Below are 15,840 nucleotides of genomic sequence, written 5' to 3'. Positions count from 1 at the left end.
TCCTCAACCCCTCATTACTTTCTTTTTTCTAGTTTGTAATGTGTAGAAACATTGATTAATATCCCCATTGCTACAGATAGCAATAATATAGAAGTACCGCCATAACTAATAAAAGGAAGCGTTACTCCGGTTAACGGGATAAGTCCCGATAAACCACCTAAGTTAATAAAGGTTTGTATACCAATCCAAGTTGAAATGCCCGCTGCGAGCATACGTGCTAACGGGTCTTTTGTTTTCATTGCAACGTATAAACCGCGCATTACAATAAAACCTAAACCAAAAATAACAATGGAAACACCAACAATGCCAAGTTCTTCTGCAATGATCGCCATAATAAAATCGGTTTGTGGCTCTGGTACGTAGCCGAGCTTCTGAATCGATTGCCCTAACCCACGACCTTCAAGACCACCTGCTCCGATTGCATAATAACCATTTATTACATGATACCCTGTGTCGAGTGGATCACTAAATGGATCTAAATATGACGTAATACGACCGCGGCGGCTTGAGTTAAACACGGTGTCCCATTTGAAAATTAAAATGCCAATCGCACCAATAACACCTAATGCGCTTAATAAACCAAAAATCTTTTGCAATGTTTTCCCCTTAACCCCACTCGCTATTACGACTGACATTGCAATACAAACAATGATGCCTAGTGCCCCTAAATCGGTTTCAAAACCTACTACAAGTACAATAAATAGCCATATCCCTAATGGAGGGGTGACATCTTCAAAGGACAAGAGCTGCATGGAACCTTTATGAATACTTTTACGATAAAAAGTACCCGAAAAATAGATAATAATAAATAGTTTTGCAAATTCGGAAGGTTGGAAGTTCATGACACCAAAATCAATCCAACTTCTCGCACCATTTACTTCATTACCTACTAATATTAACGCTACTTCAAGGAAAATCATTATTGCAAATAATATTCCTAATATCTTTTTATCTGCAAATCTTTTATACGGAAAAACAACCGCAACTAAAAACAAACAAAACGCCATACAGATATTTAATAATTGGCGCTTGTAATAATGATCTGGATCTTTCTCAAAATGGACTATAGATACCCATATACTTGCACTATAAATCATAACAAGTCCAAAGAGCATGAGTAAAATATATACAAATAGTAGCCCATAATCAAAATTACGGAAATAATTTTTAAAATAATGCTTCATGTTATCAAAACCTCATTTTGAACAACAACGCTAAAGCGGCCGACATAAAAGTAAACGCTCTACCTCTTTTGCATGATACACTTTTGAAACAAAGAGTTGGCACGGTTACTTAGTCATAAGACAGCTTTATGTTCAAATTTTCTTTATGTAAAATTTATACTTTCTTAATTCTTTGAAAAAAAAACTCAAAGCGCGTAAAAGCGTTTGAGTTTTCTTTTATTTGTCTGTATACGCATCATGTAATAAAGAAAGCTTTTTTTCTAAAGAGTCTAGAATTTGCTTTCCTTGTTCACGTTCAATTAAACCGAGCTTCGTTGCAAACTCGATTTCACGCGACAATCCAAACATTTGTGTATCTAATACTTCTTCATATAATGGACAAGATGGCATTGTCAAATTATCCATTTGAACGTGAATTAATTGAGCAATTTTTGCTGCATCTACAGTTAGTTGCTCTAATGCTCTTTCCTGAAAGGAAGCTTGTGCTTTCGTATCCATGAGGACGCCCCCATCTATGATATTTCTTCGATTCTATCTTAATAAAGTGTATCTTTTTACTTCAAAAATTGCAAGCTTCTTTGTATGATTTAGCACCAATTCAATTATATTTCTTTCTATGTCAGAAAACGTTATAATAATGTAGGAAAATAGTTAAGGGGGACTTACAAATGGTCGAAACAATCATTCCAGTTAAAGGTGCGGTCAAATTTCAATTAACACTTGATCCAACTGTATGGATTTTCGATGATCGTAAGCTTGATCTGAATACATATTTCGTAACAGAAAAAGCTGAAGAAGATAACGAAAAATACTTACGCGATATGGGTGCACACTGGTCACGTGAAATTATGGAAGGTGCGGTATTTCCACCAACATTAAAAACGGAACGAAAATTTGACCGAAAAGGTATGTTGACTGGTACATTCGGTATGGAAATTAAACCATTCTTTAACAACGCTGAAATCCAAACAGATGCAAAAGAAGTTGTTTTCGAATGTGAAAACAATGAAGAGCATACGTTTTCAATCGAAGAAGCTCAAAACTTCATTTTCAAATTTAGCCAAGATGGCAAACCTTTACTAGAGGATGGTCCTGTGCATGTATTATTTGCGGACGGTTCAAATGTAAATAATCCAATTAAATTTGTTCGCGCGATTCGTATTCAATAGGAGGTATCACTATGCGTGTAAAATGTGTCATTTGCGATACAATACATGAATTACCCAATGATTTACCTTTAGCAAAAAAATTACGAAATCGTCCGATTCATACGTTTATGTGTGACGAATGCAACGTCCGAGTTACTAATAACACACACAAGCGAATTGAAACAGGAAAATTCCAATTTTTTAGAACATCATCCAAATTTGATGAAGATTTTTAAAAGGCGATGAGCCCTCAATTGTTGAGAGCTCACCGCCTTTTTATTTTAATCAATTATGCAAAAAGCATATTAATAATTAAACGTCTGCTTATGGAATTTAAAATCAATGAAGCTTTCTGCATTGATTTTGCTAAGTTGGAAGAACTGCCCTACTTCGGTTTTTATCCCTTCAAATATACTCTCTTCGTCAACGACATACACTTCGATTAATACTGGAATATCGCCAAATTGTGCTTTTAAGGTATTGGCGGCTTGCTGTGCTGTTTCTTCTGATAAATCTTCTTCTACCAAAATATGCACTGTTGCATTTTCTACGTTTGCTTCATCTAATGTAATGTCTTGTTGTAAACCGTCTTGGAATACATTTGACATCACTAGGCTTTCTACACCAACAATTGGCTGTAACAATTCATTTACTTTTGAGTTAACGTTTTCGGCATAATATTCACCCTTATATTCGCCGTCATTTACGTCAAAATCATAAACGATTTTTGATTTTTCTGATTGTACCGTTACTTCAAATTCTTTCTTAAACGCACCAGCTGTTGACTTTGTTACAGCAAATTGATCGTTGTAAATTTCACTTAATTCTGCTGCAGCATTATCTTCATTTTTCGCTGATAATACAGCAGGCACGAATATAATACATGAAATAATGACTAGCGCTAAAAAAACACTTATGAATACTTGTTTTTTTGTAAAATTCATAATCCTCTACTCCATTTTATTTATTTTCCAATAACAAATTATACTGCTACATTGTAAGCATACGCAAACAAACACCCTTACATCAAAAAAGAGGCAGAAAAACAAAATTTGTTTTTCCACCCCTTAAAAATTACGCTTGCTTTGCTTCCCCACGTTTTTCGCGCCATAAGCGTGATTTATAAACGATTAAAATTAAAGCCGAAATAATTAACCCTTCGATCATCGGTAAATATAATGCTAAAAACGTTAGAACAATACATCCTACAAATAGAAATGTATAAATTAGTATATTTTTCCCGATAGATAATTTTTTTGCAAAACCTAGTTTGTAGACAAGAGCCGATAAAAGGAATACGAGAACGAATGTTACATAGCCTGCTATTTCGAAGCTTGGTAAATTTCCGTATAAATATCTTGTAATTCCTGACATACGATTAAATGCATAATCATTTTCAATTGTAGATACAGTTGCTAGTAATACTAAATTTAAATAGCTAGATAACACAGCCATCATATTCAACATCATTCAACCTTTCCCTATTAACGCCAATTGTTATGCTTCTAATTCAGCGTTCTTTTTCTTTTTGGCAACGCGCTCACGTTCACCTTTATCAAGGATCTGTTTACGTAAACGAATTGATTCTGGTGTTACTTCTAAGTACTCGTCATCTGATAAGTACTCTAACGCTTCTTCTAATGAAAGAATACGTGGCTTTTTAATAACATTCGTTTGGTCTTTGTTCGCCGAACGGATATTTGTTTTTTGTTTTTGTTTTGTAATGTTTACAGTAATGTCCGCATCACGTGTGTTTTCACCAACGATCATACCTTCGTAAACTTCTGTACCTGGTTCAACGAATAAAGTACCACGATCTTCAACGCCCATCATACCATAAGTCGTTGCTTTACCGTTTTCCATAGATACTAATACACCTTGGTGACGGCCGCCAACTTTACCTGCTACTACTGGTGCATAGTGGTCGAATGTATGGTTCATCATACCGAAACCTTTTGTTAGAGACATAAATTCAGTTGTATAACCGATTAAACCACGTGCTGGTACGTTGAAAATTAAACGTACTTGACCAGAACCGTTGTTGATCATGTCTAACATTTCACCTTTACGAGTACCGATAGATTCAATGATTGAACCTACGTTTTCTTCAGGAATGTCGATTTGTACGCGCTCGATTGGCTCAGATTTCACACCATCGATTGCTTTAATAATTACTTGTGGTTTTGATACTTGTAATTCAAAACCTTCACGACGCATGTTTTCAATTAAGATCGATAAGTGAAGCTCACCACGACCTGAAACTGTCCAAGCATCTGGAGAAGCTGTATCTTCAACGCGTAAAGATACATCTGTTTGTAATTGTGAACGTAAACGCTCTTCAATTTTAGAAGATGTTACCCATTTCCCTTCGCGACCTGCGAATGGTGAGTTGTTTACTAAGAATGTCATTTGTAATGTTGGCTCATCGATACGTAATGGTGTTAATGCTTCTTGGTGGTCAACTGGACAAACTGTTTCACCAACGTTGATGTCTTCCATACCTGAAACGGCGATTAAGTCACCAGCTTTAGCTGTTTGTACTTCTTCACGTTTTAAACCAAAGAAACCAAAGATTTTCGTTACACGGAAGTTTTTCACTGTACCGTCTAATTTCATTAATGAAACTTGTTGGCCTACTGAAATTTCACCACGGAATACACGCCCGATACCAATACGACCTACGAAGTCATTATAGTCAAGTAATGATACTTGGAATTGTAATGGCTCGTCTGAGTTATCCACTGGTGCTGGGATTGTTTCGATAATTTTCTCGAATAAACATGTTAATGTCTCTTCTTGTGATGCTGGGTCTGGATCTAATGATGCCGTACCATTTACACCTGAAGCATATACTACTGGGAAGTCTAATTGGTCATCATCTGCACCTAACTCGATGAATAATTCTAATACTTCGTCTACTACTTCTAATGGACGAGCAGAAGGTTTGTCAATTTTGTTAACTACAACGATTGGCGTAATTTTTTGTTCTAACGCTTTCTTTAATACGAAACGTGTTTGTGGCATACAACCCTCATACGCATCGACAACTAAACAAACGCCATCTACCATTTTTAAGATACGTTCTACTTCTCCACCGAAGTCTGCGTGTCCAGGCGTATCAAGGATGTTGATACGTGTACCGTTATAGTTTACTGCTGTATTTTTAGCTAAAATCGTAATTCCGCGCTCACGTTCGATGTCGCCTGAGTCCATTGCACGTTCTTCAACGCGCTCATTTGTACGGAAAGTACCTGATTGTTTTAATAATTCATCTACTAACGTTGTTTTACCATGGTCAACGTGAGCAATAATTGCGATATTACGTATATCTTGACGTAAATTTGTCATTATTCCACTCCATATTCTTTTTTCAATTGTTTAACTGTGATATTATAGCACAAGAAAGATTAAATGTCTTTTTAGAAAAATTCATGTTCATTTTTGTCACATAAATAATTGAACTTTGGAGGTATAGATGATGAATAAAGCAAAATTCGTTATGTTTATTTATGCGCTAGCTGCTATCTTATCGATGGTTAGCATTGGTTTTGCATTTTCACTTATTTTCATGACAGGCGATAAATACGAAACAATCGGTTGGATTACTGTTGTACTTGGTGGTGTTCTGATGTGCGCAATTTTCGGCATGGCGTTCATACAAAAACGCAAATTCCGCGACAAAGGCTTGTTATAATCGTTTTTTCGCTATTATGTACAAAGGGGCTGTCCTTGAATCACTTCTCGGACAACCCCTTTTCTATTTTTTTTCTTCAATATATTTTTCTAAAATTAATTGATGAATTGCTGGGTTAGCAATTAAAAATGTGTCTGCCGTTAAAAAGTCAAAAACCTTCCCATTAAAGTTCGTTGCGACGGCTCCTACCTCTTTGGCAATGACAACACCACCACCAATATCCCAAGGTGCCAAACGCATCGAAATATACGCATCTAGCTTACCACTTATTACAAACGCAATCTCCATCGCGGCAGAGCCATATGAACGTGTTCCGCGAACAGTACGCACAAGTTCAATGATTTTTTCATGGTTAATCCGCTTATTTGGCGTTACCCAATTGGCATTGATGCCGATTACTGCCTCTTCAATTTTAAGTGGTTGCAATTTCCGTAGTGGTGAATCATTATACCAAGCCCCAACCCCTGCAATCGCATTAAATAAATCCTCACGCATCACATCAAATATGTACCCTAATTTTCCAACCCCATCAACGTAAATACCAATAGAAATCATAAAGTGGCGATGCTGCTTTACGAAGTTCATCGTGCCATCAATCGGATCAATAATCCATACAACCCCTTCTAAGCTCTCCACCTTTTCGCCCATACCTTCTTCACCTAAAATACGGTGTGTCGGATTAAACTCTTTAATTTTCTCGATAAAGAATAATTCTGTTTCACGGTCAATATTCGTCACTAAATCGTTGGCATTTGATTTTGTTTCGATTTCGATATCATAAGAAAAGGCATCACGTATTCTTTGGCCTGCTTTAAAAATTATTTCTTTTGCAAATTCATCCACTTGTTTGATATCCATATTAGCATCCACCTTCCAACTACGAAACGTATTGTTTTTACCTTGAGAAAAACGCATTTCGCTCAAAATGACGTAATTAAAGTTTTTTCCTATGTCGTTTTCATAAATAAATTCAAAGTTACCTGTCCACTAAAAAATCCTGTCCTTTAAATAGTTTTATTATAACAAAAAATCACTTGCAATCTTATATCTGCAAGTGATTTTTTATTTTGGATACATTTTTTTTCTAAGCATATACATGTAGACCTTTTAGTTCCTCTTGGATTTCAGTTAAACGTTTTTTTGATTTGTCGATTTCAGATTGGTCATTATCATTCATGGCTGTAAATAATGTCGCTAATTCATAATCCATTTCAAGCATTAAAATTTCTTCATATTGCTTTTCAATGTCTACTTTGCGTATAATTTTAATCATCTGTTTCATAATAATCACTTCCTCGTCTTTAGTATAAAACTTTTCCCACTAAGCGAATTCGCCCGTTTCGGATAACACCTCCAGTCATTTAAGACTACTGTTGTTACGCGAAGTAAATTCGTATGATAAAAAGTTTCTATTAACTGATTTTTTCCCAAAAAACTAAAAAATTAAACATTTATTAGAAAGGAATATAAAAAATATGAGTATTGTTAATTGGTCTAACGAAGACTTTCAAGTATTCCAAATTGAAGGTTTAGACGAGCGCATGGAAGCATTAACTTCTATCATTCGCCCTAAATTTCACGAGCTTGGCGAAACTTTTTCTAGTTATTTCAGCGCACAAACAGGCGATGAATTTTTCGCCCACGTTGCAAAGCATGCGCGTCGTACAGTTAACCCGCCAAAAGATTCTTGGGTAGCATTTGCCCCGTATAGACGCGGTTACAAATCATTACCTCACTTTCAAATTGGACTTTGGGGCACACATTTATTTATCGTTGTTGCTGTAATTTATGAAGCACCACATAAACAAGAGTTGGCTGAACGCCTACTTCTAAACATCAATTCTGTGAAAAATTTAAGCGATGATTATGTCATTTCAGGCGATCATATGCAACCAGCTGCTATCTCGCTGAAAGAAGCACGTGATACGCAATTAGAAAAAATGATTGTTCGCCTACGTGATATAAAGAAGGGTGAATTTTTAGTAGGTCGTCATATTCCTGCCGAAGATGCAGTAAATATGTCAGCAAAAAGCTTTTTACATTTAGTTGAGCAAACTTTCGATGAGTTAATGCCCATCTATAACATCATTATTTGCAAGAACTAAACCATTTATTATTACTATGCACAAAAGGTTGGCAAACATTCCTGTCAATTTGAAAAATGTTAAAAAAGGGGGTGTCCGAGAAGTGATTCTGGGACACCCCCTTTGCGCCGAGGATGGTAGAAATTTTATTTCGACCACCGCAGAAGCACCGCCTGCAGCGGATAATTAATACACGAACGAAGCACTGCGCGAGAAGTATTTACTTTTCGCGCAGCCTCTTTCACATTATTTCATTTTTACAATTTGGCCATCCGCTAATTCTTTTGCGAACTTCACGACACGATATGCTACATAATTACTTGCTTCTTCAAAATCACGGCATATTGTTTTTTCTTCAGCCTGTGATGGTACGATTTCTTTAAATCGTTTGTAACGGGTCATGACTAATTCACGCTTTACGCCTTTTTCGTAAGCCATTTCGACTACTTCAAAAAATTTTACAACATCGACCATTTCCTGTGTTGTCCAATCTGTATTAAGTGGATATGAATATTCCATTTGTTGTTACCTACCTTTACGTAATTACTGTCCCCATTTTATACGGAATGCTTCCGCTTGTACAACCATACGCTGAATTAACTGTTCAACGCTCGGAATATCATGAATCATACCTGTTACTTGTCCTGCCCAACCAAAACCTTGTGCTTCATTACCCTCATATATAAATTTTTTATTCGCTTCACCACTAATATAAGACTTTAATGCTTCATATGTTGGTGTTTGTTGTTCAATCGCTAATATATGATCTGTAAAATCATTTCGAATCACACGAGCTGGTGCACCAATTGAACGTTTTATAACAATCGTATTTGTTTCATCACTTTCCATTAATGCTTGTTTATAACGTTGCGATGCATGGACACATTCTTTCGTAGCGATAAAGCGCGTACCCATTTCTATTCCCTCTGCTCCTAGGGCGTGCGCAGCCATCCAACCACGGCCATCTCCAATACCACCCGAAGCAATGACTGGGATAGATACACTATCCACAACTTGCGGTACTAATACCATCGTACCAACGTCATCTCGCCCCAAATGCCCTCCACCTTCTTGTCCTACAACCATAACTGCATCAGCGCCTAATTGTTCAGCCTTTTGCGCTTGTCGCTTCGCCGCAACAAGCACAAGCTTTTTACAACGTGAAGTTTTTAAAATATCAAAAATTGCCGACGGATTGCCTCCTGTTATCGTTACTACTGGAACATCCATTTCTGCAGCAACTTCGACCATTTTTTCGTAGCCAGTCCCATGCATTCCAATAGCAAAGTTCACACCAAAGGGCTTGTCTGTAAGCCCGCGAACCTTTCCTATTTCTTCCTTTAATGCTTTCGGATCCGGTAAACTCATTGCCGTTATTTGCCCTAGGCCGCCAGCATTTGAAACTGCCGCAGCAAGTTCAGAATACGCTAAATAGGCCAATCCCCCTTGAATAATTGGATAATCAATTTGCAATAAATCTGTCACACGCGTTTGCCATTTCATATACATTCCCCCAGTTAATAAATAAATTACTTAAAATTATTCTAAATTTTTATAGTCAGCAACACTAGAAGGTGCTATAATTCATTTGTTTTTAAAAATTACATTATTGTGAGGTGGTACCTGCGTTGTCACAATTAGAGACTCCATTGTTTGATGCCCTTTTAAAGCATCGCAACAGACATCCTATTCAGTTCCATATTCCAGGTCATAAAAAAGGCCAAGGTATGGATCCAGCTTACCGAGAATTCGTAGGCGACAACGTTTTATCAATTGATCTAATTAATATTGCTCCACTAGACGATTTACATGCTCCAAAAGGCGTTATTCAACAAGCGCAAGAACTTGCCGCCGAAGCCTTTGGTGCTGACCATACATTCTTTTCCGTACAAGGTACTAGTGGTGCCATTATGACGATGATTCTGACCGTCGTCGGTCCAGGCGATAAAATAATAGTACCGCGGAATGTACATAAATCGATAATGTCAGCTATTGTTTTTGCGGGCGCTATTCCGATTTTTATTCATCCAGAGGTAGATACAGAACTTGGCATCTCTCACGGTATTTCTCCTGAATCCGTAGAACGTGCCTTAACCACCTATCCAGATGCAAAAGCCGTTCTAGTCATTAATCCAACTTACTTCGGCTTTGTCGCTGATTTAAAACGAATTGTTGAAATTGTACATGGACACAACATCCCTGTTATTGTTGACGAGGCACATGGTGTTCATATTAAATTCCATGATGAATTACCACTATCAGCAATGCAAGCTGGTGCAGATATGGCTGCAACTAGCATTCACAAACTCGGTGGCTCTATGACCGGCAGCTCTGTTTTAAATGTTAAAGAAGGGCTTGTTTCAGTAAAACGTGCACAATCTGTATTCTCAATGCTAACAACGACTTCTACTTCCTACCCATTACTCGCTTCCCTTGACACAGCACGTCGTCAACTTGCAGTAAATGGCTATGATTTACTAGATGAGGCGATTCGTTTAGCCAAGGATGCCCGAAAACGTATTAACTCAATCCCACACATACATTGTGTAGGTCGTGAAAAATTAGGTACATCGGCAACATTTGATATGGACCCTTTAAAACTTTTAATAAGCGTAAAGGATTTAGGGATTACCGGACATGTAGCTGAAGAATGGTTACGTCAAAACGCCAATTTAGAAGTAGAATTGTCGGATCTTTATAATATCTTATGTTTAATAACAATTGGCGATACGAAAAAGGAAATTAACTTGCTTGTTAATGCGCTTTCTCGTATGTCACAAGCGTTTGATTCAGAAGCTACCATTACTGAAACAAATGTCAAAATCCCTGAAATTCCAGCACTTGCTATGACACCACGTGATGCCTTCTATGCACAAACCGAAAGCATTCCATTAGCTCAGGCAGATGGTTATATTTGCGCTGAATTTATCATGGTTTATCCTCCGGGTATCCCGTTATTCATTCCCGGGGAAATAATTACGCAGAGTACTATCGACTTCATTCAAATGAATATTGAAGCAGGACTTCCCGTGCAAGGCCCTGAAGATAGCACATTACAAAATATCCGCGTTATTAAAGAACGAAAAGCGATTTATTAGAGCAAAAGCACTAAAATATTTGTACAGCTCCAACAAACATTTGGGCCTGACTCAAAAGTAAACGCTCCACCACTTTTGAAGGAAAGACCACATGTCTAAGGAGTTAGCGCTTTAGCTTAGACATAAAGCGAATCTTTGCAAAAGTTATCCGCAATATGTATTATAATAATTAATTTTCAAAATAAAGGGGACTTCCTAGAAGTAATTCTGGGATGTCCCCTTTTTTCTTAAAATAAGTACATTGCGAGTATCGGAATAAAAAATGCCCCGGTAACAGCACTTAAGCCCATCGATAACGACCCAATGGATAAATCCTCATCGCTATATTCTTTTAATCTTGTTAGGCCAACACCATGCGAGGTACTTCCCATCGCTACACCACGACTAATCGCAGTATCTATTTTACATACTTTAAATACAGTTGTCCCTAGCATAGCTCCAGTAAAACCAGCTACCATTACTAATACGGCAGTTAGCGGTGCAATTCCTCCAATTTCTTCACTCACCTGCATAGCTACAGGTGTTGTTAGTGATTTCGGAAAAGAAGTTAATAAAAATGTATGACTCGCACCAAATAATATCAGTAGCATAGCAACACTAATGAGCCCTGCTATCATTGCCACAACAATACTGATAATAATTGAATACTTGTACTTAAAAATCAATTCGCGTTGATTATATAAAGGAAACGCAAGCGCAACAACCGCGGGTCCAAGCATTTTTGAAATCCATTGACCGCCTTCCATATACGTTTCATATGGAATATTAAATACTAAAAGCACAATAGCCGTAAGAAGCGTTGCCGTTAAAATCGGGAGCAAAAATGGATGCCCTACTTTTAAATATAGCTTATTCAGTAGCACAAAGATCAATACTGTACTACTTATGATGAACAGGATTAGTAGTAACTGTTGCAACGGACTTGTCCTCCTTTTTTTGCAGCTCTTTCTTTTCAATAAACTGACTTACTTTTCCCGTAATTGCTAATGAAACTAGCGTACTAATAATTACCGCTAAAATTAGCAGTCCACCTGAAACCGTTAGTAATTCGGGATATTTTATTACCGCAACTGTCGAAGGTATAAAAAATAATGTTAAATAAGCAAGTAAAATACTAGCTCCCTTTTGTATGTATTTCACATTTAATACCTTAAAGAATAGCGCCAACCATAATAGCACTAAGCCGATAATACTACCTGGAATAATGATTCCAGTAAAATCGACAATCGCTTGACCAAATAAGTAAAATACAGTGATAATACCAATTTGAGCAATCGTACGCACAATATTCAAAACTATCTCCCCCCTTATACAGTCCCATTTTACGCCCATTCAAATTATGTGTCTATTTCATTTTTAGATAATAACTAACGAAATTCTTGATTTATCGACTTTATTTCATGTTTTAGTTCTTCATCAATACATGGGTTGGTTGGATTTATTTAAATCGTTCCTGCATGACTGTAGTGGGCAATTACATAGTTCTCTTGGAATAGTAGAACGGAGCTTATTAATCAATTACGCCTCGGCGTAATTGGGTCCAGATTTTTTTCAAGCTCGCTTGAAAAACACCCCTAAAAAATCTGTGACATCCGCTGGGGCTTAACTTGATTCAGCCGGGGGTTGCCCCCAATAAATAGAATTACATATTTTTCATTCAATCCTCACTTATGTAAGTAGGGGATGAATGCTGAATCAAATTAAAAACAACCATTGTGAAATACAATAGTTCCAAATTAATTTGGTAACCATTCACTTTTAGTAACGAACCAACTACTGAACAATAATTTGGACAAAAAAGACTACGTAGTACAAAATTCATACTACGCAGTCTGGAATATTACTTATTATTTAGAAACGATGTGGATTGGATTGCCTAATAATACTTCAGCAGCTTCCATCGTAATTTCACCTAAAGTTGGGTGAGCATGGATAGTTAATGCGATATCTTCTGCAGTCATACCCGCTTCAATAGCCGTAGCCATTTCTGCGATCATGTCAGACGCACCAACACCAACGATTTGAGCACCAATTAATAAGCCATCTTCTTTACGAGCCACTAATTTAACGAAACCGTCAGTAGCGTTAAGCGCTAATGCACGACCGTTTGCAGCGAATGGGAATTTGGCAGCTTTCACTTCAAGACCTTCTTCTTTCGCTTGCTCTTCAGAGTAACCTACAGTAGCCATTTCTGGATCTGTGAAGCATACTGCTGGAATAGCTAAGTAATCAACTACTGAATGTTCACCAGCGATTGCTTCTGCAGCAACTTTACCTTCATAAGAAGCTTTGTGCGCAAGTTGTGGACCAGCAACGATGTCACCGATTGCATAGATGTTCGGTACAGAAGTACGACCTTGTTTATCAACTTTTAATAATCCACGGTCAGCGAATTCGATACCGATTTCTTGTAAACCAAGTTCGTCAGTGTTTGGACGACGACCTACAGTTACTAATACGTAATCTGCTTCAACCGTCTTTTCTTCGCCACCTGCTTCGTAAGTAACGATAACGCCATTTTCGTTTTCCTCAACGCCTTTAGCAGATGCGTTTACTACTACTTCAACGCCCTTCTTTTTAAGGCTTTTTTTCACGATTTGTGTCATTTGTTTTTCGAAACCAGCTAAGATGTCTTTACCGCCTTCGATAATCGTTACTTGAGAACCTAAGTTAGCATAAGCTGAACCTAGCTCAGTACCGATGTAACCGCCACCGATTACAACTAATTTACCTGGTACTTCAGGGAATGATAAAGCACCTGTAGAAGATACTACACGTTTAGTGAATTTGAATGTTGGGATTTCGATTGGACGAGATCCAGTTGCTAAAATAGCGTTTTTGAATGTATAAGTTTGTGCTTTATCGCCATCAATTACACGTACAGTGTTACCATCAACAAAGTATGCTTCACCTTTTAAGATGTCTACTTTATTTCCTTTTAATAAGCCTTCAACGCCGCCTACTAATTTTTTAACAACGCCGTCTTTGAATGCTTGTGCTTTTGACCAGTCTAATTTAACTTCTGATGCAACAACACCCATGTCGTCAGAGTGTTGAGCGTGCTCAAAACGGTGACCTACAGAAATTAAAGCTTTAGATGGGATACAGCCAACGTTTAAGCAAACGCCACCTAATGCTCCACGCTCTACGATTGTAACTTTTTGACCTGTTTGTGCTGCGCGAATTGCTGCAACATAACCACCAGGGCCTGAACCTACTACAAGAGTATCAAGTTCGATTGGGAAATCTCCTACTACCATTTTTTACGCCTCCATTAATAAAAGTTGCGGCTCACTTAATAAACGTTTTAAATGATTTAAAGCGTTTTGTGCAGTCGCTCCATCGATCATGCGATGATCAAAGCTCAATGATAATGCTAACACATGTGCGGCTACAATTTCACCATTTTTTATTACTGGTTTTTCTGAAATACGCCCAATTCCTAAAATTGCTACTTCAGGGTGATTTATTACAGGCGTAAACCATTGTCCGCCTGCTGAACCGATGTTTGTAATCGACATTGACGCACCTTTCATTTCGTGCGGTGCTAGCTTACCATCACGCGCCTTTACAGCAAGCTCATTAATTTCCGCTGATAAGCCAAATACCGATTTGCGATCAGCATGTTTAATTACCGGAACCAATAAACCTCTTTCTGTATCAGCAGCGATACCAATATTATAATAATGTTTTTGAATAATTTCTTGTGTAGCGTCATCTAACGAACGGTTGAATTCAGGGAATTTACGTAATGTCGAGATTAAAGCCTTCACAACATACGGTAAATACGTTAATTTAACACCTTGCTCTGCTGCGATATCTTTGAATTGTTTACGGTGTGAAACTAATTCTGTTACATCCACCTCATCCATTAACGTCACATGTGGTGCTGTATGTTTAGAATGTACCATCGCTTTAGCGATCGCCTTACGGATACCGCTCATTTTTTCACGTGTTTCTGGGAATTCCCCTTCAAGAGCAACCGGTACAGCTGGTGTTGGTGCTGGTGTAGCTTCAACTGATGTTTCTTGTTGTGTTGCTTGTTCTACTTGTATTTGAGCACCACCATTTAAGAAGCTCTCGATATCCTCTTTCACAATACGTCCATTTTTACCTGAACCTGTTACTTGTGAGATATCTACACCTTTTTCGCGTGCGTATTTACGAATAGATGGCATTGCGATAATACGTTTATTTGAAGATACATCCTCTACTTGTTTAGGAGCTGGCGTTTCTTCTTTTGGTGCTTGCGCTTTGTCCGATACCTCTTCTTTTTTCACATCTTGACCAGCCTCGGCAGTTGCTTGTACTTGTGCTTCTGTTTTCGCTGCTTCGTTTGCGTCATGGTGATCGTCACCTTTAAGTTTTAAGTCTTCGTATCCAGGTGCGTCAAATCGAATTAATGCATCACCTACAACTGCAACTGTACCTTCTTCTACAAAAATTTCTTCAACTGTACCATCTACTGGCGAAGGAATTTCAACGACTGCTTTGTCATTTTGTACTTCTGCTAAAATATCATCTTCTTTAACTTGATCGCCAGGTTTCACAAACCACTTAACGATTTCGCCTTCATGAATACCTTCTCCAATATCTGGTAAACGGAACGTAAATGCCATTTCTCTCACCCTC

At 37.6% G+C, this 15,840-nt stretch carries 18 protein-coding genes; 5 read left to right on the top strand and 13 right to left on the bottom strand.

What is annotated here, in order from left to right:
- Window positions 1-14: 14 nt before the first annotated feature.
- A complete protein-coding gene (locus LZ480_RS02770) occupies window positions 15-1,184 on the bottom strand; it encodes an FtsW/RodA/SpoVE family cell cycle protein (RefSeq protein ID WP_241367853.1) in 1,170 nt (389 codons plus the stop codon).
- A 216-nt stretch (window positions 1,185-1,400) separates the two neighbouring features.
- A complete protein-coding gene (locus LZ480_RS02765) occupies window positions 1,401-1,682 on the bottom strand; it encodes a YlaN family protein (RefSeq protein ID WP_241367852.1) in 282 nt (93 codons plus the stop codon).
- A gap of 170 nt (window positions 1,683-1,852) precedes the next feature.
- Here LZ480_RS02765 and LZ480_RS02760 point away from each other — a divergent pair, with 170 nt between their 5' ends.
- Together LZ480_RS02760 and LZ480_RS02755 are read left to right on the top strand one after the other, a co-directional pair.
- Window positions 1,853-2,353, top strand: a complete 501-nt coding sequence (locus tag LZ480_RS02760; RefSeq protein ID WP_241367851.1) for a peptidyl-prolyl cis-trans isomerase — start codon at window positions 1,853-1,855, stop codon at window positions 2,351-2,353.
- An 11-nt stretch (window positions 2,354-2,364) separates the two neighbouring features.
- Complete coding sequence (locus LZ480_RS02755) at window positions 2,365-2,568, top strand: YlaI family protein (protein WP_241367850.1); 204 nt, start codon at window positions 2,365-2,367, stop codon at window positions 2,566-2,568.
- Window positions 2,569-2,637: 69 nt separating this feature from the next.
- On the opposite strand, the gene LZ480_RS02750 is transcribed toward LZ480_RS02755, so the two are convergent.
- The 3 genes from LZ480_RS02750 to typA form a co-directional block, all read right to left on the bottom strand.
- A complete protein-coding gene (locus LZ480_RS02750; protein ID WP_241367849.1) occupies window positions 2,638-3,276 on the bottom strand; it encodes a fucose permease in 639 nt (212 codons plus the stop codon).
- A gap of 130 nt (window positions 3,277-3,406) precedes the next feature.
- Window positions 3,407-3,802 carry a YlaH-like family protein gene (locus tag LZ480_RS02745; RefSeq protein WP_241367848.1) on the bottom strand — a complete coding sequence of 132 codons (396 nt, stop codon included), beginning with the start codon at window positions 3,800-3,802 and terminating at the stop codon, window positions 3,407-3,409.
- 27 nt (window positions 3,803-3,829) lie between these two features.
- Window positions 3,830-5,680 carry a translational GTPase TypA gene (gene typA, locus LZ480_RS02740; RefSeq protein WP_241367847.1) on the bottom strand — a complete coding sequence of 617 codons (1,851 nt, stop codon included), beginning with the start codon at window positions 5,678-5,680 and terminating at the stop codon, window positions 3,830-3,832.
- 130 nt (window positions 5,681-5,810) lie between these two features.
- On the opposite strand from typA, the gene LZ480_RS02735 reads away from it, so the two are divergent.
- Window positions 5,811-6,026, top strand: coding sequence for a DUF5325 family protein (locus tag LZ480_RS02735; protein ID WP_241367845.1), 216 nt, complete (start codon window positions 5,811-5,813; stop codon window positions 6,024-6,026).
- Window positions 6,027-6,089: 63 nt separating this feature from the next.
- Here LZ480_RS02735 and LZ480_RS02730 read toward each other — a convergent pair whose 3' ends face one another.
- Both LZ480_RS02730 and LZ480_RS02725 read right to left on the bottom strand, forming a co-directional pair.
- Window positions 6,090-6,884, bottom strand: a complete 795-nt coding sequence (locus LZ480_RS02730; protein ID WP_241367843.1) for an inositol monophosphatase family protein — start codon at window positions 6,882-6,884, stop codon at window positions 6,090-6,092.
- A gap of 226 nt (window positions 6,885-7,110) precedes the next feature.
- The gene (locus LZ480_RS02725; RefSeq protein ID WP_241367841.1) at window positions 7,111-7,308 is read right to left on the bottom strand and encodes a hypothetical protein; all 198 of its coding nucleotides are present in this window, start codon (window positions 7,306-7,308) and stop codon (window positions 7,111-7,113) included.
- 193 nt (window positions 7,309-7,501) lie between these two features.
- Between LZ480_RS02725 and LZ480_RS02720 the strand changes: the two genes are divergently transcribed.
- Entirely contained in the window at window positions 7,502-8,131 is a 630-nt protein-coding gene (locus LZ480_RS02720; RefSeq protein ID WP_241367839.1) for a YktB family protein, read from the top strand.
- A 225-nt stretch (window positions 8,132-8,356) separates the two neighbouring features.
- Here the strand turns inward: LZ480_RS02720 and LZ480_RS02715 are convergent, their stop codons facing one another.
- Complete coding sequence (locus LZ480_RS02715) at window positions 8,357-8,629, bottom strand: UPF0223 family protein (protein WP_241367837.1); 273 nt, start codon at window positions 8,627-8,629, stop codon at window positions 8,357-8,359.
- A 24-nt stretch (window positions 8,630-8,653) separates the two neighbouring features.
- Complete coding sequence (locus LZ480_RS02710) at window positions 8,654-9,613, bottom strand: NAD(P)H-dependent flavin oxidoreductase (protein ID WP_241367836.1); 960 nt, start codon at window positions 9,611-9,613, stop codon at window positions 8,654-8,656.
- 125 nt (window positions 9,614-9,738) lie between these two features.
- On the opposite strand from LZ480_RS02710, the gene LZ480_RS02705 reads away from it, so the two are divergent.
- Window positions 9,739-11,208, top strand: a complete 1,470-nt coding sequence (locus LZ480_RS02705) for an aminotransferase class I/II-fold pyridoxal phosphate-dependent enzyme (protein WP_241367835.1) — start codon at window positions 9,739-9,741, stop codon at window positions 11,206-11,208.
- 227 nt (window positions 11,209-11,435) lie between these two features.
- On the opposite strand, the gene LZ480_RS02700 is transcribed toward LZ480_RS02705, so the two are convergent.
- The 4 genes from LZ480_RS02700 to LZ480_RS02685 all read right to left on the bottom strand — a co-directional run bounded on the left by LZ480_RS02700 (window position 11,436) and on the right by LZ480_RS02685 (window position 15,827).
- A complete protein-coding gene (locus tag LZ480_RS02700) occupies window positions 11,436-12,125 on the bottom strand; it encodes an LrgB family protein (protein ID WP_241367834.1) in 690 nt (229 codons plus the stop codon).
- Window positions 12,088-12,492, bottom strand: coding sequence for a CidA/LrgA family protein (locus LZ480_RS02695; protein ID WP_241368646.1), 405 nt, complete (start codon window positions 12,490-12,492; stop codon window positions 12,088-12,090). The genes LZ480_RS02700 and LZ480_RS02695 overlap by 38 nt, the downstream gene beginning before the upstream one ends.
- Window positions 12,493-13,055: 563 nt before the next feature.
- On the bottom strand, window positions 13,056-14,468 hold the full coding sequence (lpdA, locus tag LZ480_RS02690) for a dihydrolipoyl dehydrogenase (RefSeq protein ID WP_241367833.1): 1,413 nt from the start codon (window positions 14,466-14,468) through the stop codon (window positions 13,056-13,058).
- A 3-nt stretch (window positions 14,469-14,471) separates the two neighbouring features.
- Window positions 14,472-15,827 carry a dihydrolipoamide acetyltransferase family protein gene (locus LZ480_RS02685; RefSeq protein WP_241367832.1) on the bottom strand — a complete coding sequence of 452 codons (1,356 nt, stop codon included), beginning with the start codon at window positions 15,825-15,827 and terminating at the stop codon, window positions 14,472-14,474.
- Window positions 15,828-15,840: the final 13 nt, after the last annotated feature.

The organism is Solibacillus palustris (genome assembly GCF_022549215.1).
Classification (GTDB): Bacteria; Bacillota; Bacilli; order Bacillales_A; family Planococcaceae; genus Solibacillus; species Solibacillus daqui.
The sequence above is the reverse complement of the archived record's forward strand: the minus strand, read 5'-3'. Positions and strand labels throughout refer to the sequence as shown.